We start from the raw sequence: 23,301 nt of genomic DNA, 5'->3' as shown, positions 1-23,301 counted from the left end.
ATGAGTAAGTCACAGATAAGTATGGCGATGCCTACTAAAAGACGTTCTCTAAAAAAAGAATCTTTAAGATATGTTTTCATGTTGATCGACCAACGCTTTTAATATTGGAACAAGTGCCAAACGTTGCATCCTTTCATCGTAATAAAGTTTGCTATCAATTATTCGCAAGCCTGAATTTGAGATACCAATCACTGCATCATCTCTTTGTATTTTATTCCATGCCTCTTGAGTCATTCCCTGATAGCGATCTTTCAGATTTTCGATGGTTTCCGCAGCGATGCATCGCCCATTAGACATTAAAACGATTTCATCTGCAATCGCTTCAAAATGCTCAGGGGCATTTGTTGCGAGGATTACAGTGTGATCTTCGTTGAGCAGTTTTGTTTGGATATCATCTCGTAGTATTTGTAGATGGCGTGCATCAAGTCCGAGGGTTGGTTCATCCAAAAGATGGAGATTGCTCTGCTTCTGCATCATGAAATGATACAGAATTTGTTGTTGCTGTCCTTGAGATATTTCATCAACACGATCTAAATTTGAAAATCCCATCGCTTTAACTTGATTCATAAATAACCTAATATCCCAGTTAGGAATGAGTGCTTCTCCAAACCCTCCTAAATCAGATAATCGAATAGAGGTTTTAAATGGAAATTGAGAAGGGATATAACAAACCCCTTCAGTTAACGCATAATCTTGAGCCGTTTTGTTATCAATCTTTACCGTTCCTGAATCAGATTGCAGTCCTCCGCTAAGAAGTTTCAGTAATGTTGATTTACCATTGCCATTTGCTCCAACGACCAAAATTAACTTTCCAGAATCTAAGTCCAGTTTTGGAATATCGAGTGTAAAAGCATTTCGTTTAATTTTTAAGTTGTTTATATGAATCATGTGATGCATCCCTGCATCATTTGAATAAATTGCGTTAAACTCGGATTTTTATCAAATAAACGTGTATCAAGTTGACGTTCTAATAAACATTTTCGTGCTTCCTCAGGAAACTCTTCAATGTCGGTGAAAAGAACACAGTTTCCTTTTTCCATATACAAGATATAGTCCAGCAAGTTTTCGACTCCTTTCACATTATGCGTTGATATCAATGCGATTGCTTCGTGCTTGTAGATGTTTCCATGCAATAACCTGATGAATTCATCACGTTCAAAAGGATCGATGCCTTCAGTTGGTTCATCCAGAATATAGAGGTTCGCCTCACTGGCAAGGGCAATCGCAAACATCAGTCGTTGTTTCTCACCCAGACTTAATTTATTTAAAGGCATCATTAATTTTAAATTAAATTGAATGCGATATTTATCAAATACCGTCTGATTCCATGTTGGTATTAATAAGGATTCTAAAGTGACAATTTCTTGAAGTGTCATATGTAATGGATAGGGAATGACATCGGGTATATAGGCCGTTAATGCATTTATATTTAAATTTGAACCTAGTTTTATGGATCCTGATGTATGCTGATACAGTTGCATCATCATTTTCATGAGAGTTGTTTTCCCTGCCCCATTTTCTCCAATCACACCACAGATGGTTCCAGGCATCATTTCAAAAGAAATGGGTTCAATTTCAAACGACCCTTCAATTTTACGCCCAAAATGGTCGGCGGTTAAGTAGTCTGACATAGTTCCTCCTCTAGATTAAGTCTAAATGACTAACTGAATATTTATAGTTTTGGTAGATGAGCACAAGAAACGCAAGACTGCCGATAATTATTTTATAAAATAAAGTGATTGGCAGACTTACAATGCCGCCAACCAACACAATGGCAATGATAGTTTTCACGGCAACTGTCCCTATTTCTTTAGGACGATCAATATGAATTTTATAGATTCGCGTTAGACTAAATACCTGTAAGGTTCCTACAATCAACAAAACGGTCATATTCATATTTATTTCATTCCAAAAAACATCTTTTGAAATCTGAACTCTATTGAGCCCTTCTTGTTGGAAATAAATCATATTTTTTCCTGATATTAAGATTTCCGTTCCAAAGATACTACGAAGTCCAAAATAGAAAATCCCGACAATGACTGCATTAAATATTAATGTAATCAAACTAACACCGAGCATATCGACAAAGAAAGTTTTCTTAGAGTGATATCGCAGCGATGCGTAACTTTTCCAGTTTGGTTGAGTAAATAAGATAATAGTCCAGATACCTGGGTTGATGCGATATTCTTGAAATACAAGTGCATAGACACACATACAAAGCATTAATACTAAAAATGTTTTGTATGTGTAAAATGATTTAAATAGAGCGTACTGTCGTTTGATTGCGTTTATCATAATTTTTCTCTCCCATTTCTATTGTTTTTCGTATGCTTCCTCTAAAATGTTAATTAAATCCTGCTTGGAAATATCAGCATTTTTCGCAATGTTTAAGATTGAATCGAAATGTGTCTGAATCGAATTTACCGAGTCCTTATAAAGTTTATCTTTTCCCAATTCAGATACATACGATCCCTTGCTTGGTATGGTATAAAGATATCCTGCTTTCTCAAGTTCTTCATAAGCTCTTTTAGTCGTTATAACACTCACCTGAAGCTCTTTTGCTAGAAATCGGATCGAGGGCATAGCTTCATGGGCCTTAAGCGTGCCGTTTCCAATTTCTTGTTTAATCTGAACAACAATCTGTTCATAGATCGGTAAATCATATTCTGTTTTGATATAGATGTTCATAGGAATCCTTTCTGTATATACACACTATATACAGTCCTTGATTTTTTGTCAATCTGAAAAAATAAAAACAGCCGCTTAGCTGTTTTCGTATATTTCAATCCATGCCTCTGGTGTTATCTTGGATGCGAGATTTTGAATGAGTTGGATTGGAATTTCTGTTTTCTTTGTGAATCGGATGCATGACTTACCCATATTTAGTTTAGTTGAGACCGTTTGTTCATAGGAAGTTTCAAACCACTTTAAGATTTCTGGTTGTGCATAGATACCCATATGATAAAGACCAATATGATGTTTTTGATATCCCAAACTGATAAAGGGTAATGGGACATTAGGATCGCCACGATATCCTTTTGGATATAACGATAACGGAACAACAAATGATGGCATATTGTATTGCATAACCAGTTCAAATCCTTTAGGGATGGAGGATTTGATGGCATCAAACAATAAAATGTATTGTTGTTTAAAGGCACCTTCCCCTTGATTGATATACGCTTGAATGTCCATTAAAACATTCTCCTTTTAACGTCCCACTCTTCGCGTAGCATACCATATTTCAATGCATCATAATACTTACCTTGGTAATAGCGAACGCTTCGAATTCTACCTTCCAAAGTCATTCCAATATTTTCACCAACTCCCATCATGGCTTTATTACCAGACCATGTTGAAAATCCAAGACGTTGTATATCTGGAAAGGCTGTAAACAGCTGGTCCATCCAAAACATGGCACACGAGCTACCAAGACCGTGACCCCACTCATTCTCGTCATAGATAACAATTCCAAATTCAAGCCATCGTGTCTTATAAGACTCCCAATAATATGACACAAGTCCGATTAATCGACCATCCTTGAATATACCTTGTCGGAAATCCACATCCAAGTACAATTCAAGTCGTGATGCTTCAAAATCTTCATAAGACAACGGAAGATGTTCATCAAGAAACGGAGCATCAAAGGACATCCATGGTCTCTCTTTTTGAAAGGCATATTCCCATAACATTGTCATATCTTCTTTTTGTAATTTACGTATCTCTATCATATGTCACACTCCTTAAACCTATTATACCTTAAAAATCATTGAAGTTTTGTCTTTGGTCGTTTTGAGGTATAATATGCGAAAAAGGAGGGGCGAATATGGCTGATTTTACTGTCGTGAAAATCCTAACCTTAATGTGCCTTGGCTTTGCATCGATTCTCTTTGTATCCTTTAAACAAAATCGTGGGCGCATCTTAAATGGTTTTTTATTTAATGCTTTAGTTTTCCTTGTGGCTCTTGATATCATTGCGCTTTCGTTCTCTTATGAAAATCCCTTTCTTCGTGGGTTTGCCCTGTTATTAATCATAATTGGAATTTTATTTTTCCTCTTCGGTTATTATGTACTCATCATCGGACTTTTTAAGAATGCGAAGCAGTTAATTCAAAAGGAAGGAATTCGTTTTTCGAATTTATTAACGCTTTTCGCTGCTATTGGTTTGATTCTGTTTGTCTTTATCATTCCCTTGCTATCGAAATCAATTCCACAAGAGTTACGATGGGTGCAGGCTCTTTTAGCTTGTATTACATTTTCATGTTTTTATTTTATCTTTGTCTTTATTAATTTTTTGTCCTCTTCTTATCTTTATCAACGGTTTAAACCGCATAAAGATCGAGATTTTATCATTGTTTTGGGAAGTGGGTTGCGAAATGGGTGTGAGGTACCTCCTCTTTTAGCCGCACGGATTGATGTCGCACTTACCTATTATCACCGTCAAGAAGTACCACCGCATCTTATTTTTAGTGGGGGACAAGGTGTGGACGAATTGATTCCTGAGGGGCAAGCAATGCGGGATTATGCACTCGCGCAAGGAATCCCTAAGTCCCATGCACTTATGGAAATCAAATCCACAACAACGTATGAGAATATGCTTTTTTCAAAACAGATTATGGATGCCATGAAACCCCATCAGCCTTATACATGTCTTTTTAGTTCCAATACATTTCACATTTTTAGAGCCAGTCAATATGCGCGTCAAGTGGGTTTAAATGCACAAGGCATTGGCGCAAAGACTGCCGGTTACTTTGTACCTAATGCAATGATTCGTGAATTTATAGCCTTAATGGTGATGCATCGACGCTTTCATGGATTCATTAATGGTGTCGCATATTGCCTTATCTTTGGAGCTACTCTGGTCTAATCGAATCTTAAAGAGTCTTAAACGGCTCTTTTTTTTGTGATTATTATTGACAATATTTGTTCATTAAAGTTTAATTAAAAAATAAAATTAAAAATTAAGGGGTATTCATATGAATAAATTATCAAAATCACAATTACTGTCTGTTAGTTTAATGTTGTTTTCCATGTTCTTCGGTGCTGGAAATCTTATTTTCCCAACAATGATTGGTTACCTTGCGGGTTCACACAAATGGATTGGAATCTTTGCATTTAGTATTACAGCGGTACTCTTACCAATCCTTGCCCTTGTTGCCGTTTCCAAACAAGATGGTTTTTTAAATCTCGCAGACAAAGTACATCCGTGCTTTGCACTAATTTTCCCAACCATTTTATATCTTTTAAGTGGTCCACTCTTATCGGTGCCACGAGCAGGGATTATGCCATTCGAAACGTCACTTCGCCTCCTCTTTAAGGACCCAAGTCATATTCAAATTGGATTATTGATTTATTCATTCCTATTTTTTCTTCTATGTTTTGGTTTTTGTATAAAACCACAAGCGCTCAGCGATCGTGTTGGAAAAATCTTAACACCGTTGCTTTTGTTATTTATATTAATATTGTTTGGTGCGGCTTTCGTCACCACTTTATCCAGTAACACTCTATCGCATGAGCCCTACCTCACATCAGGGTCTGCATTCGCGAGTGGTTTTGTGGATGGCTACTTAACACTCGATGGATTAGGTGCTTTAAATCTTGGTATTTTGGTTACAATGTCAATCAAAAGTTACGGTTTGAAAGATGAACAACAAGTTCGAAAATCAACCATTCAATCGGGTGTGATTGCAGGTATTCTCTTATTTATTGTTTATTGCATGCTTGGTTTTTTGGGTAATTTAATGTCGAGTGAATTACTTCATGCGCAAAATGGTGCGGAAGTTATTGCCCGTCTTGGAACACGTTTATTTGGAAACTACGGTCCATTCGTATTGGGGATGCTCTTCTTTCTTGCATGCCTTACAACATGCGTTGGGCTCATCAGCTGTTCTTCTGAATTTTTCGCAGAACGTTATCCACGCTTAAGCTATCGCCGTAGTGTATCAATCCTTTGCTTCCTAAGTTTCGCAATTTCAAATATCGGATTAACAACAATCCTTAAAATCAGTGGGCCCATCCTCGCATGTGTCTATCCTGCGGCCATCGTTTTAATTCTCTTAGGTTTGTCTTCAAAACCTTCTGCTCTTACATACCGTATTGCAATCATCTCAAGTACGATTTTTAGTATTATTATGGTGCTTGATCACATTAAAATTTCAATTCCCGTAATTACACAATGCTGTCGAGCACTGCCCTTCTATTCACTCAACTTGGGATGGGTCGTTCCCACTTTCATCCTTGCCTTCTGCAGTTTGCAACTTCAATCCATCCAGAAGAAAGAGGAACTGATATAAGTTCCTCTTTTATTTTTGCGTAAGTCGGTAAATTGCTTCAATCTCATTGTGTTTAAGGTGATGTTTTAGATAGACAAAATGCAAGGGACGTTTTAATTCAAAATCTTCTAACTCAAGATACGTTAACGTTTTGTTTTCAATATCATCATGAGCTACTTTGGTATACATAAACGACACCGCATCCGATCGTTTTAAAAATGTTTTTATGGTTTGAAAACTGCCAATCTCTTGGACTGATTTAAACGAGGTTAAGCGATGATTATGAGCCGTCAGCCAATTTTCAAAAATTGAACGGGTCCCTGAACCTTGCTCGCGTACGATAACGGGATAGTACAATAATTCTTCCACGCTCACCCCTTGTCCTGCCAAAGGATGGTTTTGTGCCACCACAGGCATAAAACGTGCCTCTGTAAAGATATGTGATGTAAAGATATCTTGGTCAAACATTCCTTCAACCAAGGCACAATCAATAACACCCGATTTCAAATCCTCCAAAAGCGTCTCCGTATTCGCAACTTTAATCTGGAAATTGACACACTCATCAATCAGATACGACCGTAATGACGTCGGAAAGTAATAATCCGCAATTGATAATGTCATTCCAATGGATACTGGATTTTCGATACGTTCAAGTTTTTGAAATAACACCTCTTGGTGAGCACTTTGAATTTTGGCGAAATCATACAGAAGATAAGCAGCTTGTGTAAAATGAAGCACACGCCCTTCAAAAAACACCAATTTACACTGATACACCGATTCCAAACGTTTAATATGTTGCGATACTGCGGGTTGGGTTAAATGAAGTGCCTGAGCCGCCTCGGTATAACTTTCCAAATCCATTACCGTCATTAATGTTTTTAACTTTGGATCCATACGCCCTCCATAAATATTCTTTATCTATTATAACACAGAATAATAAACCGTTATGATTGGACATGTTATACTTTCTTTGGAAAGAGGGGTCTTATGAACTCAATAAAAAAATATACACCCGGTTTTATACTTTCATGCATTGTCGCTTTGATTGCGGTCATCCTTGAAAGCTTATTACCCGTAAAATTTATCGGTGCATCCGTCATTGCGCTTCTTATTGGAATGCTTGTGAATACATGGAAAGAACCAAGTGCATTGATTAAAACAGGTTTAAAATTCACATCGAAACACGTTTTAAAATTCGCAATTATTCTTTTAGGTGCATCGCTTAATATCACCATGATCTTAACTGTAGGAAAACTTTCTTTAGCTGTGATGGTCTTTACCCTCCTTACATGTTTTGGCGGGGGTTACTTTATCGGTAAGAAACTTGGCTTAAATTGGAAGTTATCCAATTTAATCTCTGCCGGTACTGGAATTTGTGGTGGTTCCGCAATCGCAGCGATTGCACCTGTTATTGAAGCAGAAGATGAAGATATCGCCTATGCGATGTCCGCAACTTTCTTGTTTGATGTCCTAATGATTGTTTTATTTCCAATTATGGGTAAAGCACTTGGACTTACCGACATGGCTTATGGCTTGTGGGCAGGCACTGCGGTGAATGATACATCAAGTGTTGTGGCCGCTGGCTATGCATTCTCTGAGGCTGCCGGTGATTTCGCGACCATGGTTAAGTTGACACGGACACTGGCAATCATTCCAACCGTTATTGTCTTCTCGTTAATTCATGCTCACGTAAAAAAACGTGACGGTTTAACACCCGCAAATGAATCCATTAAATTCACCCAAATCATCCCATGGTTTATTCTATTATTTATTGGCATGGCCATCCTCAACAGTACGGGTCTCATACCTGTTGGCATCAGTCATTTACTGAAACAAATTAGTAAGTTTTTAATGGTATGTGCACTGGCTTCAATTGGATTAAATACAAAATTTAAATCTATGATCAAGACCGGACTCAATCCGTTCCTTCACGGTTTTATTATTTCATTACTGGTTGTGGTTGTTGCATTGGGAGTTGAATTTATGATGGGAATTGTATAGATAGACGACACAAAAAAACAGGAATATAAATCCTGTTTTTTTGTGTCTTATTACAACTGAGGGACTGATCGTGGAAAGAATATGGATTGATAACAATCGTTATCAAATCAACGAGATTAATTATGTATACGGTCATCCAGTTTTAAGACATTGATAGTATACAAAAGAATACTAATAAATCCTATTCTTTCTTACTTAATAATTCTTAACCGTCAATGCAAGGCATACTTGGAATCGATTTCCAATCCGATTCCAAGTCAATGAACCATCTTGTAGACTCATCAAGCGATCACAACTTCTTAACCCAATACCATAACTCTCCTGATTTCGTGGTTCTACGGCAACATCATTCTCAATGATCATCCATACCTTGGATCCTTTCATCATGATTTTCACCGTAACCCCGTGTTCATATTGAGCGTATTTAATAATGTTTGAGGTGATATTATCAAAAATGCGATGCATTAAGATATGGGATACATAGCACCATCCCAGGTCTTGAACACAGTCCTCTACAACAATATCCAAACCATGTACCTCAAGGGAAGCCATTAGTTGTTTTAAAAAGTCTTGCTTCAAGTCTTGAAAAGAGGTTTTAATTATTGGAAAAGAATGATCTTCTTGATTGGCAATATCGGTGAAGCATTGAAGTAACGCTTGCGCTAAATCTTTAACTTGATGCGCTTTTTGATAACAACGTTGAATCTTATCGTGATGCGAAGGATCGAGTGACTGATCATTTTGTAGGTATTCAAGATAACCCAACAAGATGGTCATTGGCGTTCGTATATCATGCGATAACGTTGTGGTCGCATCTTTCAAGGCTTCTTGTGAACGCACAACCATCTCCGTATTCGCAATCAGCGCTTCGCGCATCATATTAATGCCACGCGCTAAATCAGTCAGTTCATCATTCCCCTGCTCCGACACTTTTGTTTCAAGCATCCCACCGCCAATCGCATTCAGTTCGTTGGTAATCGTTTCAATGTATAAGGTCATGCTTCGCAGTAAAATACACATAACCGTTATAAATGCGATAAACGAAACAACCCGATTCACCTGATCAAAACGATCGAGAAATTCAATAATATCTTGACTCATGATATCAACACGAAGGGAATCCCCATCTACCTTTAATCCAAAGGTTTGTAAGGGGTAGGAGGCATCATTGACCGTATCAAAGGATCGCACCTCAACCTCAAGATCATTGGTATACAAAAGTTTTGAATTATTATAGATATAAAACAGTGAATAAGGATATTGCTTAGCCCAATCATTCAGTTGATCAAAGGATTGCTCGGTAATGTTTTTATCCTCAATATACGTTTGTAAAGATTCGACACGTTGAAAAATCGTGTTTCGATTGGGGTGGACACTGGTAATATAGATTTCAGAGAAACGCTGCATCGTAAAATACAAACACGAACTCACGACTGTTGCGATAAAGATATAAACCAAAATTTGAAACGAAAGATGCGTTGGCTTCTTTGTTTGCCTAAAGACCATCGTATGTATACCCTTTACCCCAAACGTTCTTTACAATTTTGGGTTTATTGGGTTCATCCTCAACTTTTTTACGCAGGTTTCGAATATGAACCATCACCGTATTGGAACACGAATAAAAATATGTATCCTCCCATACAATTTCAAAAAGCTGTTCCATCGTATAAATGCGGCCTGGATTCCCTAAAAGAAGCCGTAATATACGATACTCACGTTCTGTAAGATCGAGCAGTGCTCCCTTTTTATAAACTTCATTGGTCCTACGATTTAAACGCAAGTCCTTTGATTCAAGAAAATCGGACTCATACCCTTGTGGTTTGCTTCCGTAATTACAGTAACGTCGAAGCAGTGCTTTCACACGCACACTGAGTTCAAGATACGAGAAGGGTTTCATGACATAGTCATCCGCACCTGCTGAAAATCCTTTGACTACATCTTCTTCTCTTTCTTTTGCAGTTAGAAATAAAATTGGAATGTGATGTGCATCCCGAATTTTCCGGCAAAGCTGAATACCATCAATTTCTGGCATCATTACATCTAAAATGGCTAAATCAAATCCATCATCAAGAGCCTCCAGCGCGTCATACCCATTCGCATATGTCTGCACGTGAAAACCATCGTTTGTGAGTAGTAATTCAAGCAATTCTCTGATTTCAAAATCATCATCAACCACCAATATCCGATTCATAATACATCCTCCTCAAGTAAATCAAGTTTAAATATAGAGATTCTCACTTTTCTTGTCAATAATTGTTATTCAAAATCACGTAAAAAAAACGATCCTGGAAAGATCGTTTTACTTAATTGGGGGATGGTGTGATGTACTCCATAAAGAATGGCCCTCGATTTCGATAGCGTTCAAGATGTCCATTCGCGGTTACTTCAATCATCCCTGCACGTTTGACTTCTGTTCGCTCCAGCCCAATAACATAACGTGTCATGATGGACCCTAAATAAAAAATACATCCCAGTAGAAATACTGTGAGAAAGATGCGTCGAGTTAAGTTGTCAATGCCATACCGGCGATCAAAGGCGTTGGGACGCATTAGAAAATAAACCATGTAAATCAACAGGAGGATGATACAGATAAAGAAACATCCATAAAGAAACATCTTAAAATGGGAGCGATAAACTAAATGCAATTCAGAATAGAGAATCACGCGAACTATCGTCAACATCGTAAAATTAATTACGGCGATTAAGACGATGATATTTTTAAATTTCATAAGTTTTTGATTCATAAGCATCGTCTCCTTCACTTTATTATACGTGAGAAAACGAAGTGTGTCACTGAAGTGGGAAGGTTAAATTAACTTTAAATAAATCGCCGTCAATTTCCAACTTAAACGCGCCCCCCATGACTTCAGTTAATGCTTTTGCGATTGAAAGCCCCAGACCGCTCCCTTCTGTATTTCGGGAAGCATCCCCGCGTACAAATCGCTCCATTAATTCATCCGAACTGATATTTAACGATACATCCGATATATTTTTAATTTCGATGACTGCATTGTGATCAATTTGATTTAACGTTACATAAACACGTGATTTGGTTAAGGAATACTTGCAAATATTTCCAAATAGATTATCCAAAATACGGAAAAGGACATTACCATCTAAATGCGCATGAACCTCATCTTGTATCACAATAAGCTCTAATTCATTCTGATTCAAACGATCACGGTACTCTCCAATGACTTGATCAAGAAGGACATTAAGGTCGGTATCTTCTTGATTGAGAGGGATTGTTCCTGAACTCGCTTTCGATGCTTCAACTAAATCCTCAATTAATTTTTTAAGACGTAACGATTGTCTTGAAAGAACGTTTAAGTATTCCTGCACTTCAAGATCGTCAAACGATTTTTGTTCAAGAAGACCAATATAATTGATAATTGATGTCAACGGTGTTTTGATGTCATGTGAGACATTTGTAATCAAATCCGTTTTCATGCGTTCCGATTTCATTTGTCGCTCAACCGCACGATGCATCCCATCAGATAGTTGATTTAAATCCTGTGCATGGTCTTTTAAGACGCCATTAAGTTTTGAAGTATCAAGGGACTTATCGAAATTTCCTGAAACCATTGCTTGTGTCGCTTCACGGATTGCTTTACCATCAAGTGCAAATTTCAAGATAAAATAGACAACCACCCCTGTTTTAATCAACCAGAAAAACAGCATGGTTCCACTATTATGATTGGAAATTGATATCATCGTTATAAAATCAAACAGTAACGATGCTCCCACAATCATGGAAACTTTTAGAAGCAAGTCACGATTGGAAAATGACGCTTGATACAAACGTTTTATCGGGAGGTAACCCCATCGATAGACCCATGAATTCACAAAGAGCTGTTTTGCTTTAATGCGTTTAATTAAAGAATGATAAAAGACAAAGGATAATCCCAGTCCGATGAGCGAAATGCTCGTACCCATCAAAAAGGCATTGGGAACATCGCGATAGAATACATTAATACTCTCGCCAAGAAGACTCATTGAAAAGCCAAAGACCAGCAAATATAATAACGCAAAAGGTTCTAAAGGTAAGCGATCGAAGGTATTCTGTTCGATGTTACCATCTTCTTGTCGAATCCCTGCATGTTTTGTATATGTAATCATCGATGCAAGCATTAAGAATGCAGAAACAATGAGAATGCCATACAATCGGTAACCAATCTCTAAAAGCGTCGTGATCAAAAGATCCAGGTACCAAAACACATCAGGTGCTCCCTCAACGATTTGGCTTTCAACCCGGTAATCTTTTTGAATCATTTGTGATTTTATATAATTACCACTTGAATCACGTTCATCCACGCTTTGATAATCCGAAAGAGTATAGACTGTGATAAATCCAGATTTAGAAGGGGATTCCTTGCTGTATAGAAGTGCATTGTCCGAATTATAGATTTTAAAAAAATGATTTGGAGACACGACAGATTGTTCCATGTCTATAAGTCCTGCGGAAAAACGTTTGTCAGACGCATTATCAAACGATGACGTTCGAATCAAAGCCTTAATTTGTTCTTGGGCTGTTTCTTTGAAAACATGCTCCCGTAATGCTTCTGGCGTCATGCTGTTCACATGAAGATCTTGCATCTTCACCAGACCATATACACTCCCTACAAATCCCCCAAGGGATACGATAAATACAGCCGCTGAGACGAAACGAATCATAAAATGTTTGCGTTTATTTCGATTCATGGTTTATATCTCCTTCTATTTTATATCCTTGTCCCCACACTACTTTAAAATAACGTGGTTCGGATGGATTGATTTCGAGTTTTTCTCTTAAGTGGCGAATATGAACTGCAACCGTCCCTTCTGCACCATAGGAATGGTCTTGCCATACCTGTTCGTAAATCTGCTTGGGTGAAAAAACACGGTTTGGATGTGCCATCAAGAACTTTAAGATTTCAAACTCAGTGGGTGTACAACGGACGTGTTTTCCATCCATACTCACCGATTTGGTTTCATCATTTAATTCCAGTCCACCTACTTTTAAAATATGTGACGATTCTATATAACCTTGATTAAATTGTCTATACCGACGAAGTTGTGATTTTACGCGCGCAATCACTTCCATTGGATTAAACGGTTTCGTTATGTAGTCATCCGCCCCAACATTTAATCCTAAAATCTTATCCGTATCTTCTCCCTTAGCCGTCAAGAATATAATTGGGATTGTTGTTGTTTGACGAATATGCATTATCGCCTCCAACCCATCCATTTCAGGCATCATAATATCCAGTAACACCAGATCAATCCGCTCCTTCTTAAGCACATCCAATGCTTCGACACCATTAAATGCTTCATAAATCATATAATCTTCTTGTGATAAATAAATTTTTAATGCGTTCACAATATCTCTTTCATCATCACAAATCAAAATTTTAGCCATCTCGTCACCTCATAGTTCTATTATAGGGACTAACTGTTTAAAAACCAACGGGTCAAATGTTTAAGAATTGTTTAAGATACAACATTGTTCTATAATAAATTCAGGAGGACATAAAGATGAATCTAAAAAATAAACTCACACCCATTCAATATGAAGTCACCCAAAACAGTGCCACTGAAGCACCGTTTACGGGCGAATATGATGATTTTTATGAGCCGGGAATTTATGTCGATATCGTAAGTGGCGAACCCCTTTTCTTATCAAATGATAAGTTTAATGCAGGTTGTGGATGGCCAGCTTTCTCAAAACCAATTGATGCATTGCTTGAGGTTGAAGATGAAACACGACGTATCGAAGTCCGTTCCTTAAATGCAGATTCGCATTTAGGCCATGTCTTTAACGATGGACCGAAAGAACTTGGTGGACTTCGTTACTGCATTAATTCCGCAGCGCTTCGCTTTATACCACTTGATCAAATGGAAGAGGAAGGCTATGGACACTATATCCAACACATCAAACATGACTGATACTGAATTACTGGAAACACTTTTAAAAGACACACCCAAACCCATTGTTGTCATGTGGGCTGGTGATTGCTTGGAACATGCCTTAACTCTTTGTCGATATCGTGATGTGCACGCCACCGCGTCCCTTAAAGCAACACGAGATTGGGTTCAAGGCACTATGACGACTGATGAAGCACGAAAACGTGCCTTAAAAGCCCATGAACGTGCACGTGAGCTTACAAAAACAGAACACATCTATTTACTTAGAGCGAGCGGTCATGCGGCAGGAACGACACAGGTTAAAGCACACGGCATTCAATGTGCAGACTATGCCTTAAAGGCAGTTCAAGTTGGAAAACGCAGTAAACGTTCCCTTGAGCGAAAATGGCAACTTGATACGTTGACCAATTATCTCGATAAAAAAACTTCTTAAAAGAACAAAACAAGTTCTTCTCAAGAAGTTTTTTTATGATTAAACCTTGATTCTTTTTTTAATAATTTCATCATATTCCGGTACACCCATAAAATGCATGACGAGCATATAGACCGCAATACCAAAGGCAATCACAATCACAACACCTTTTTTACCCATATCACCAAGCACCGTTGGGTAATAGATGGCATAAACCGCAAATCCCATAATAAGTGAAGCGATCATCGTTTTTGAGAACGAACGCATAAATTGACCCGTTCTCAATCCATTTAAACGGATACGCAGAGCATTATAGAGTAACAGTGATCCGATAAATGCAGCCAATGTGGTTGCAAGTGCAAGACCGGTTACCCCCATTGTCTTTGAAAGCAGAAGATTTAAAACAATATTGGCGACTACAGAAATAACCCCAATACGTACGGGTGTCTTTGTATCTTCCAGTGCATAAAAGGTTTTCGTTAGAACCTGTCGCATTCCAAATGCCACAAGACCCAAGGCATAGAAAAATAAAATTGTACCCGTAACCACAATCGCTTGATCATCAAACTTACCATGACCTAGAAGCATCATAACAATCGGTTTTGAAAGCACCATAATCCCAATTGACGCAGGAATCATTAATAAATTCACAACATTTAATATTTTCGTAACGGTTTCTTTAAGTTGTTCGGTTTCATTTCGAACCGCATTCCCCACTAGGGTTGGATAGAGTACTGTTGCCATTGTTGAGACGAATACACCTAAGACTGCGTCATTGATTTGCGATGCATAACTGATGGCGGAAATCGATCCATCCGCAAATGTAGAGGCAATGGTGCGATCAATGACGAGATTTACTTGATCAATTGAAGCCCCAAGAATAATTGGAATCGCCATCACCGTCATCATCTTCACATAAGGATTGCGAACATCAAAGGTTAAACGACGTTTAAAGCCTCTACCTTTTGATGTTAGGAAGGCAAATAGATATTGAATGACACTCGCAACAAAAATCCCAATGGGTAAGACCATGATATCCGTTTTCACGCTCATAAAAATGGATAGAATCACGACAATATTCATCATAAAACTTCCGATTGGCGCAATAAGAAAGCGATTATGAATCTCATGATAGCTCTCATAAATCGACCTTGCCCCAATAAAAAAGATGGATAACAATGTCACTTTAGTAAAGCGAACCGCAAGTGCCAGTTTGGCTCCTGTATACCCATGTGCGAATACGAGTACAAGTTCTTGGGTAAAGACAAGCCCCAGTAATACAAGTACCAAAGCTAAAAGCGCAATCAAATTGAGGGCATCACTCATGTATCGATCGGCAATGCCTTCACCGTGCTCTTCTGATGCTCGAATATAAACCGGAATAAACGTACTTACCAATCCGATTGCTACAAAACCAAAGATAACATTAGGAATACTCCATGAAGTAAAGTAAACATCCGATACCATGGATGTTCCGTAAAAATATGATAAAACAAGGCCTCTTACAAGACCCAATATTTTTGAGATAAGAATTGCGATGGTTAAATAAGCTGCATTTCGTTTCATGGGATTCCTCTTTTCTTTTCTATTATACCCTTTTCAGCGTTGAAACATAACGAAAATGTTGTGTCACACAATTAAACATCATCGAAGGTGTTTTATAAAAAAAGGTTAAAGCGACAGCGCTTTAACCAAAAAGATTATTGATATTTAAAATAATAGAAAACACCAAGTGCCGACCAAATAATCATAAAGATAAATGAGGGCAACTGGAGTTGTCCAGGTGATCCCGGTATGACGAGAAGTCCCACAAATACAAGACTTACTAAAGCACCAGCAGCACTTAAACGCCCCGACGATTTTCGATAGCTAATCATACACACATAGAAATAAACGATGGCCGCTAGAAGCGATGACATATCTACTATATAGATAATCATCTCACGTCCAAACCATGGCGCAACAAGACTCACGATCGTAATAAATAGAATTGCTTTCGTGTACATCCCATTTTGGTTTTCATAGCTATACTTTTCAGGAATGAGTTTATATTGAGCTAATGCTCCAATAAGTTTGCTTCCCCCAAGCATAAAGCCATTAATACCACCCGATACCGCACCTGCAAGTGAAATCAGCAGCAAGATAAACGCCACAAATCCCAAGCGACTTAAAACCGCTGACCCTAATGCCCACTCCTCAAGCAAACCTGCTTGTGGCGCAAAGACCAAGGCTGTCGTGATGTTATTGAGATTATAGAATACAACACCTGCAAACACAGCGAGAATGGTAACCCGAACGGCTTTTGAAGGACTAAAGTCTAAATCTGTTGAAACCTGTGGTATGACATCAAACCCTACAAAGAGAAACGGTGCAATCGCAAAAACTTTCGCAATTTGAGCAAGATCAAAGGTATAGGGTGTAATATAGTTTTCTTTTAGAACGGAAGTTCCTTGAGTGGCTAGCATCATGGTGAAAATTACCATAATATTTGCGACTGTAAGTAAAATCATCACATTTTGAACTTTCGAACTCATCTTAAGTCCTTGGATGTTTATTTTCGCAAAGATAATAATGATAAAGCTTGCGATTAGTATTTCTGAGAGATATACAGAGGTTCCTCCGATATCATAGAGGTATCCAAACGTTACAATTGATCCAAAAAGTTTTTTCACGACAAGCACAAATGCTGTCGCATTCAGAGGCACCATACTGATATAACAAAGAATTAAGAACCAGCCTACAATGAAACCGTGCTTTTTTCCTAAATTATTGTATGTATATGAGAACTCACCACCATCTTCATTATGGGAAGACATCATGACATGATAGCCTTGAACAATAAAGATAATTGCGATGCCACCAAGAATAAGCCCGATCGCAGTGTTAATTACACCGCTTTCGGGCAAGAACTTGGTCCCCGGGAGCGTAAACGATCCCCAACCGATAATTGAACCTAATGCAAGCGCCAAGATATCCAATTTACTGAGTCTTTTGCGCATACTGTTTCCTTAGTTAAAGTTGTATTCTGTAACGATTTTATCACGGCCTGTGACTTGATCGTTAAAGTATTCATAAACACAGATTCCAAGATATGATCCAGAAATATTAATTACATTATCAAATCCAAGGTTTTGAAGTGCCATTACAGCATTATATGAACGTTGGCTTGAACGACAGTGTAAATATACAGGCTTATCCGTAGGAATTTCATCCAAGCGATCACGAATTTGGCTTAATGGAATGTTGATTGCATTGATAAGGTGACTTAAAGCATATTCATGTTCTTCACGCACATCAATAATACATGCATTGGATTCTACCAATTCACGAACTTGCGTTACAGGAACTTGGTTGAAACGACCGTAAAGAAGGTTTAAACCAACAAGCGCTGCATGATTCACAACATCTTTGGCTGTACCAAATGGTGGTGCATAGCATAATTCAACTTCTTTAAGATCTTCAAGCGTTCCACCCATTTGAATCATTGTCGCAATGACATCAATACGTTTATCAACATTTCCCTTACCGATTGCTTGTGCACCCAGTAATTTACCTGTTGGGTATTCAAATAAAAGTTTAAAGTGCATTGGATTTGCATCGGGCATTAACCCTACTTTATCACCCGGGATAATGTAAACAAAGTCATAGTCGAAACCGTTAGCCTTTGCCATTTTTTCATTAAGACCAGTTGATGCAGCGTTCAAATCAAATACTTGTACACATGATGATCCGACAACACCTTTATTGTTATGAGGAATTCCATACATGTGATCTGCAGCTGCACGTGCTTGACGTTGAGCAGGACCTGCAAGTGCAAGACGTGTTGGTTTATGTGTAATTTGGTGGAAGACTTCAATCGCATCACCCACTGCATAAATATTTTTATCGTTTGTAAGATAATTGTGATCTACCTTAATTCCACCAGTAACACCGATTTCAAGATCTGCGGCTTTCGCAAGACTTGTTTCAGGTGCAACACCGATTGCCATGACAACTGCGCCGGATTCTAAGATGGTTCCTGAACCCAGTTCCACACTTGTTTCTGTAATCTTTTTAACGCCATCACCAAGGATTAGGTTGATGCCGTGATCCATCATTTCTTTATGTAATACTTGTGCCATATCATAATCGAATGGACTCATGATTTGATCAATAGCTTCCACAAGTGTTACGTTTTTGCCTGCATGACGCAAGTTTTCCGCAACTTCCACACCGATAAATCCCCCACCAACAACGGTAATGTTTTCAATGTTGTTGTTGACGATATGTCCGTTTAATTTTTTAATATCGACAACATTACGTACGGTAAAGACATTATCACCGTCAATGCCTTCGATACTGCGTGGTAAGATTGCACTTGCTCCTGGTGATAGGACAAGCTTGTCATACGCTTCATCCATTTCTTCACCAGTTTCAAGGTTTTTAACCGTAACGGTTTTCGCGTCACGATTAATTTTTAGAACTTCAGTGCTTGTGCGTGCAATGATGTTATATTGTTTTTTAAATTGTTCAGGGGTCATTAAGACTAAGTCATCACTTGAAGCAACAATGCCGCTTAGGTGATATGGTAAAGCACAGTTTGAGAAGGACACATTCGGTCCGCGTTCAAACATAATGACTTCCGCATGTTCATCTTGACGACGAACACGAGCTGCAACTGAAGCACCTCCAGCTACCCCTCCAACAATTAATATTCTTTTACTCATGGTAGAATCCTCTTTCTTTTCTAAGTTATCGTTTTAAGACTTTATTTTTGTAAATGTTTTGCGAGTTTGTTTCCCAAGTAACCACCGATTACCATCACAACAAGGAATACCCAACCGGATAATGAGAAGTTCGCAATCGGTGTATATAAAGCACCAACATTACATCCGTTCGCAAGACGTGTTCCAACACCCATTGTGATACCACCCATTGCATAAAGCAGTCCATCTTTAACGGTAATGTGTAGCTCTGACATAAATGTATTTTTAAATTTACCTGCTGTCAGTAAGTATACTGCAGTTCCAACAAGGATACCCATGTTTTGAACTGTTACAGGGTTTGCTAAGAATGGTTTTGAGAATACAGCTGGATCCATTTGTGTAAATGATCCCAGGGATTCTGCGGATACACCAAAGAGTGTTAAGAATTTACCAAACCAGAAACCGTAAGGTGTTGATGCACCCCAACCTGCTTTAGTAACACCCATTAATAATGTAAAGAGGATCGCGATGATCACTGCACCTTGTTTTAAAGTCCATGTCTTTACAAAAAGACGTTCATAAGTAGTTTCTGTTGGGAAAGCATAATCTTTTTCAACTTCAAATGATTCCATACTATCTTGGCCTTTTTCCACAAAGTGACCTGTGTATGTACCCTCTTTTTTACGTTTTGCTTCGTATTTGTTCGCAAGCACAACCACAAGACCACAAAGCAGTGCTGTTAAGATTAATGCGCCAAGGTATCCACCAAGACCATCCCATTTAAAGAGGTCTGGTAAGAAGACACCACCTGCTGTTTGTGATCCAACTTCAGATACAAACCATGATGTCGCAACCCAACCTTGTTTTTGAAGAGGGAATCCAATAAAGACCCCAAAGCTAAAGAATACGAGTGTAATTAAAGCACGTGGTAAACTTGTAATTAAATCCGTTAAAACACCGGATGCACAGCAGGATGAGAATGCCATCCCAAATCCGAAAAGCACACCCCCAACAAGTAACCCACCATTAATTGGATTAACCCATAAATCCATTTGTGATGGATCTTGGAAAATCATAAATGATGCGGATAATGCTGTTGTAATAAAGAACATAAACATTAAGGTTTTCATTAATTTTGTGGAACCTGTATTTGCAGCACGGTTCACACTTCCTGCAAACCCTGTTGCAGCACGTGTTAATGTATATCCTAATGCAATCCCCATTACAAGTCTGAATAAATGCATATCAGACGCTAAAAAATTCTTTCCAAGGATGAATACTGCGATAAGCAATACAAATCCAATAATATTTTCTGTCTTCTTCATGTTCTCCTCCTATGAATGACAAATAAGCAAACGACACCTTACATTTATAGGATTATCAGATCCCCGTATCTTTTGCGCATCACCGCATGGATAATCATCAAATGTTTAAGGCTAATCGTTGCCTTGCTCATAAATCGTATCACGTATTGTTGACATTACAACTAATTAACTCACGAGTTTTTACAACTTTAGCCATAATCTGCCCTTATATCACTTTTTTCGATTTAAAAGTGATTTATTTCTTTTGTATTTGTGAAATTAATAACTTGTATCACAAAATTTGACCGTTTTGGCCATTCAGTCATAAGCAATACTTATAACTAAAACCTATTACGTAATAATCTCTGATTATAGCGCATTAAAAAAGCCGCTTAGCGGCTTTGGATACGTCGATTCATTTCTTCAAGTTCTTGGACGCTTAGATAACGCCATTCTCCTACCTTTAAATCACCCAGTTTAATATTCATGATTCGAACCCGGTTTAACGTTGTGACTTTAAATCCCAATGCCTTTGTCATCCGGCGAATTTGTCGGTTTAAACCTTGATTTAAAATAATTCGAAAGGTTTTCGGTGCAACTTGCTCCACATCGGATGGATTGGTCACTTGCATACGATGGGTTTGTTGGTTATAGATCTCGACCCCTTTGGACATTTGGGTAATAAAGTCTTCATCAATCATCTTATTCACCGATACGATATATTCTTTATCATGACCGTATTCTTCACGTAATATTTTATTAACAATATCACCATCATTGGTAAGTAAAATTAAGCCACTGGAATCTTTATCCAACCGTCCTATTGGGAAGATCATCTTTGGGTAGTTCATAAAATCTGAAATATTGCCCTCAATGGCACCATCCGTTGTACATGTAATACCACGTGGTTTATTTAAGGCGATATAAACTTTCTCGTCATCGATGGTCACGTGATTGCCTTCAACGGTTACACGTTGCCCTGGCAGTACTTGTTGGCCAACAATAGCCGTAACACCATCAATGGCAACTACCCCTTCCGCAATATAACGATCTGCTTGTCGACGTGAACAATAACCCGAATCACTGATATATTTATTTAAACGCAACGATTCCCGCGCTTCGTGCTGAATGGGATTGATGTTTTCATTGGCGTTTGATGCTTGTTGTCGTGCTTGTTTCATAAAGTCCTCAATCTATTTTCTAATTATTTACCTCTATTCTACCATTTACCGTATAATATGTCACAAGGAGAATAATCATGATTACCATACAAACAACTACAATTGAACAGGTTTTACCCATTCGCCATAAAGCGATGTATCCTGATGGACCCATAACCTTAGCACAAACTGAGGATGACCTCCATGCAACACACTACGGACTTTTTATGGACCAGCAATGTCTATCTGTGATTACTGCTGTTGACCATGATGATACGATTCAGCTTCGAAAATTCGCGACCCTGCCAAGCCTTCAAAATCAAGGTTACGGGAGCATGTTATTAAGTCATGTGCTATCATTATATAAGGGGCGCATCATTCTTAATGCGCGAACAAGCAAAATTTCATATTATAAACGATTTGGTTTTAGACAAACAGATCAAACATTTACCCGCAATGACATCGACTATTGTATTATGGAGGTATTACGATGACAAACCCTTACCCTTATTCCCTTGATAACAAGCGTTATCAAACTTATAACTATTTTACCCAGAAAACTTATGGCCAAAAAGCATTTAAAGTCAGCATCGATGCAGGATTTACCTGTCCAAATCGTGATGGTACGTGTGGAAGTGGGGGTTGTAACTTCTGCAGTGCCCGTGGATCAGGGGATATGATTTTAAAAAATCCAGACTTAGAGAAGCAAATCGAGCACAGCCAAAATATAATGCTTCAAAAATGGCCCCATGCCGCCAAGATTGCATACTTTCAAGCCTACTCAAATACACATGATTCCTTAGAAAACCTCAAAAAACTCTACGACCCTTTCTTCAATGATGATCGTTTTGTGGGGATTGATATTGCGACACGCAGTGATTGCTTGGATGATGAGAAGATTGCATATTTTGAAGCAATGAGTCGTAAGAAAGACTTGACCATCGAAATTGGCTTGCAAACCATTCATCCTAAAACTTCCGAATGGATGAATCGGGGTCACGATCTTGAATCGGTCACAACTTGTATACAAAAACTCAAAGCAGCAGGCATTCGTACTTGTGTTCATATTATTAACGGATTTCCTCAGGAAACGCCTGAGATGATGCTTGAAACTGCCGATTACCTTGCACGAATGCATCCTGAGATGGTTAAAATACACATGCTTCATATTATTAAGGGAACAAAACTGGGTGCAGAATATCAAAAAAATCCATTTCCACTTTTAACGCGTGATGAGTATGTGGATGTTGTTGTGAAACAAATTGAACGTCTCCCCGAAGATATCGTGATCGCACGACTGACTGGAGATGGTATGGCGGATGATTTGCTTGCCCCAGTTTGGACGATACGTAAAATTGTAGTCACGAATGAAATCGATAAACTTATGGCAAAAAGAAATACCTGGCAAGGTAAATATCAAAAGGAGCGCTAAGCTCCTTTCCTAAATTCAAATCTCAACCGCACCACCCAAGGTGCGGTTGTTTTTGTATAATAAAAGGAGCCCACCCGACTAAAAGGAGCTCCAATATGAAGTATAAACAATTAGATAAAAAAATGAAAGAC

General features: G+C 38.2%; 24 protein-coding genes. 7 read left to right on the top strand and 17 right to left on the bottom strand.

Features of this window, described 5'->3' with window-relative positions:
* Positions 1 to 63: 63 nt before the first annotated feature.
* From EPJ89_RS05415 to EPJ89_RS05390, 6 genes are all read right to left on the bottom strand, one after another.
* Positions 64 to 888 (bottom strand): ABC transporter ATP-binding protein, encoded by an 825-nt coding sequence (locus EPJ89_RS05415; protein WP_200549199.1) that lies wholly within the window; start codon positions 886 to 888, stop codon positions 64 to 66.
* Complete coding sequence (locus tag EPJ89_RS05410; RefSeq protein WP_200549197.1) at positions 885 to 1,631, bottom strand: ABC transporter ATP-binding protein; 747 nt, start codon at positions 1,629 to 1,631, stop codon at positions 885 to 887. Before EPJ89_RS05410 ends, EPJ89_RS05415 begins: the two co-directional genes overlap by 4 nt.
* A gap of 10 nt (positions 1,632 to 1,641) precedes the next feature.
* Positions 1,642 to 2,295 (bottom strand): hypothetical protein, encoded by a 654-nt coding sequence (locus EPJ89_RS05405; protein ID WP_200549195.1) that lies wholly within the window; start codon positions 2,293 to 2,295, stop codon positions 1,642 to 1,644.
* 18 nt (positions 2,296 to 2,313) lie between these two features.
* Positions 2,314 to 2,688: a GntR family transcriptional regulator gene (locus EPJ89_RS05400; protein WP_161637005.1), complete on the bottom strand. Its 375-nt coding sequence runs from the start codon at positions 2,686 to 2,688 to the stop codon at positions 2,314 to 2,316.
* Between the two features lie 75 nt (positions 2,689 to 2,763).
* Complete coding sequence (locus tag EPJ89_RS05395; protein ID WP_200549193.1) at positions 2,764 to 3,195, bottom strand: DUF1801 domain-containing protein; 432 nt, start codon at positions 3,193 to 3,195, stop codon at positions 2,764 to 2,766.
* Positions 3,195 to 3,731: a GNAT family N-acetyltransferase gene (locus EPJ89_RS05390; RefSeq protein WP_161637003.1), complete on the bottom strand. Its 537-nt coding sequence runs from the start codon at positions 3,729 to 3,731 to the stop codon at positions 3,195 to 3,197. The genes EPJ89_RS05395 and EPJ89_RS05390 overlap by 1 nt, the downstream gene beginning before the upstream one ends.
* 95 nt (positions 3,732 to 3,826) lie before the next feature.
* Here EPJ89_RS05390 and EPJ89_RS05385 point away from each other — a divergent pair, with 95 nt between their 5' ends.
* Positions 3,827 to 4,867, top strand: coding sequence for a YdcF family protein (locus tag EPJ89_RS05385; protein ID WP_200549191.1), 1,041 nt, complete (start codon positions 3,827 to 3,829; stop codon positions 4,865 to 4,867).
* A 109-nt stretch (positions 4,868 to 4,976) separates the two neighbouring features.
* Complete coding sequence (gene brnQ / locus EPJ89_RS05380; RefSeq protein WP_200549189.1) at positions 4,977 to 6,293, top strand: branched-chain amino acid transport system II carrier protein; 1,317 nt, start codon at positions 4,977 to 4,979, stop codon at positions 6,291 to 6,293.
* Between the two features lie 9 nt (positions 6,294 to 6,302).
* On the opposite strand, the gene EPJ89_RS05375 is transcribed toward brnQ, so the two are convergent.
* Positions 6,303 to 7,166 (bottom strand): LysR family transcriptional regulator, encoded by an 864-nt coding sequence (locus tag EPJ89_RS05375; protein ID WP_161637000.1) that lies wholly within the window; start codon positions 7,164 to 7,166, stop codon positions 6,303 to 6,305.
* Between the two features lie 93 nt (positions 7,167 to 7,259).
* On the opposite strand from EPJ89_RS05375, the gene EPJ89_RS05370 reads away from it, so the two are divergent.
* Entirely contained in the window at positions 7,260 to 8,273 is a 1,014-nt protein-coding gene (locus EPJ89_RS05370) for a YeiH family protein (RefSeq protein WP_200549187.1), read from the top strand.
* Between the two features lie 195 nt (positions 8,274 to 8,468).
* On the opposite strand, the gene EPJ89_RS05365 is transcribed toward EPJ89_RS05370, so the two are convergent.
* The 5 genes from EPJ89_RS05365 to EPJ89_RS05345 all read right to left on the bottom strand — a co-directional run bounded on the left by EPJ89_RS05365 (position 8,469) and on the right by EPJ89_RS05345 (position 13,671).
* A complete protein-coding gene (locus EPJ89_RS05365) occupies positions 8,469 to 9,779 on the bottom strand; it encodes a sensor histidine kinase (protein ID WP_244660810.1) in 1,311 nt (436 codons plus the stop codon).
* Positions 9,769 to 10,464, bottom strand: coding sequence for a response regulator transcription factor (locus EPJ89_RS05360; protein ID WP_161636998.1), 696 nt, complete (start codon positions 10,462 to 10,464; stop codon positions 9,769 to 9,771). The genes EPJ89_RS05365 and EPJ89_RS05360 overlap by 11 nt, the downstream gene beginning before the upstream one ends.
* Before the next feature lie 112 nt (positions 10,465 to 10,576).
* Positions 10,577 to 11,017 carry a hypothetical protein gene (locus tag EPJ89_RS05355; RefSeq protein ID WP_161636997.1) on the bottom strand — a complete coding sequence of 147 codons (441 nt, stop codon included), beginning with the start codon at positions 11,015 to 11,017 and terminating at the stop codon, positions 10,577 to 10,579.
* Positions 11,018 to 11,063: 46 nt separating this feature from the next.
* A complete protein-coding gene (locus EPJ89_RS05350; protein ID WP_200549185.1) occupies positions 11,064 to 12,974 on the bottom strand; it encodes a sensor histidine kinase in 1,911 nt (636 codons plus the stop codon).
* Entirely contained in the window at positions 12,961 to 13,671 is a 711-nt protein-coding gene (locus EPJ89_RS05345) for a response regulator transcription factor (protein ID WP_161636995.1), read from the bottom strand. Before EPJ89_RS05345 ends, EPJ89_RS05350 begins: the two co-directional genes overlap by 14 nt.
* A gap of 116 nt (positions 13,672 to 13,787) precedes the next feature.
* On the opposite strand from EPJ89_RS05345, the gene msrB reads away from it, so the two are divergent.
* Both msrB and EPJ89_RS05335 read left to right on the top strand, forming a co-directional pair.
* A complete protein-coding gene (gene msrB, locus EPJ89_RS05340; RefSeq protein ID WP_125164157.1) occupies positions 13,788 to 14,198 on the top strand; it encodes a peptide-methionine (R)-S-oxide reductase MsrB in 411 nt (136 codons plus the stop codon).
* Positions 14,164 to 14,610: a putative immunity protein gene (locus tag EPJ89_RS05335; RefSeq protein WP_228410512.1), complete on the top strand. Its 447-nt coding sequence runs from the start codon at positions 14,164 to 14,166 to the stop codon at positions 14,608 to 14,610. Before msrB ends, EPJ89_RS05335 begins: the two co-directional genes overlap by 35 nt.
* A 39-nt stretch (positions 14,611 to 14,649) precedes the next feature.
* Here EPJ89_RS05335 and murJ read toward each other — a convergent pair whose 3' ends face one another.
* From murJ to EPJ89_RS05310, 5 genes are all read right to left on the bottom strand, one after another.
* Positions 14,650 to 16,155, bottom strand: coding sequence for a murein biosynthesis integral membrane protein MurJ (gene murJ / locus EPJ89_RS05330; RefSeq protein ID WP_200549183.1), 1,506 nt, complete (start codon positions 16,153 to 16,155; stop codon positions 14,650 to 14,652).
* Between the two features lie 134 nt (positions 16,156 to 16,289).
* Positions 16,290 to 17,588 (bottom strand): APC family permease, encoded by a 1,299-nt coding sequence (locus EPJ89_RS05325; protein WP_200549181.1) that lies wholly within the window; start codon positions 17,586 to 17,588, stop codon positions 16,290 to 16,292.
* Positions 17,589 to 17,597: 9 nt separating this feature from the next.
* Positions 17,598 to 19,295 (bottom strand): FAD-dependent oxidoreductase, encoded by a 1,698-nt coding sequence (locus EPJ89_RS05320; protein WP_161636992.1) that lies wholly within the window; start codon positions 19,293 to 19,295, stop codon positions 17,598 to 17,600.
* Between the two features lie 41 nt (positions 19,296 to 19,336).
* Entirely contained in the window at positions 19,337 to 20,599 is a 1,263-nt protein-coding gene (locus EPJ89_RS05315) for a YeeE/YedE family protein (protein ID WP_200549179.1), read from the bottom strand.
* 371 nt (positions 20,600 to 20,970) lie between these two features.
* Positions 20,971 to 21,759: a pseudouridine synthase gene (locus EPJ89_RS05310; RefSeq protein WP_161636990.1), complete on the bottom strand. Its 789-nt coding sequence runs from the start codon at positions 21,757 to 21,759 to the stop codon at positions 20,971 to 20,973.
* Positions 21,760 to 21,836: 77 nt separating this feature from the next.
* Between EPJ89_RS05310 and EPJ89_RS05305 the strand changes: the two genes are divergently transcribed.
* Complete coding sequence (locus EPJ89_RS05305) at positions 21,837 to 22,232, top strand: GNAT family N-acetyltransferase (protein ID WP_200549177.1); 396 nt, start codon at positions 21,837 to 21,839, stop codon at positions 22,230 to 22,232.
* Complete coding sequence (locus tag EPJ89_RS05300) at positions 22,229 to 23,170, top strand: TIGR01212 family radical SAM protein (RefSeq protein ID WP_200549176.1); 942 nt, start codon at positions 22,229 to 22,231, stop codon at positions 23,168 to 23,170. The genes EPJ89_RS05305 and EPJ89_RS05300 overlap by 4 nt, the downstream gene beginning before the upstream one ends.
* Positions 23,171 to 23,301 lie beyond the last annotated feature (131 nt).

Source organism: Erysipelothrix sp. strain 2 (EsS2-6-Brazil), from assembly GCF_016617625.1.
Taxonomy (GTDB): Bacteria; Bacillota_I; Bacilli_A; order Erysipelotrichales; family Erysipelotrichaceae; genus Erysipelothrix; species Erysipelothrix piscisicarius.
This window is presented reverse-complemented; position numbering and strand designations above follow the sequence as displayed.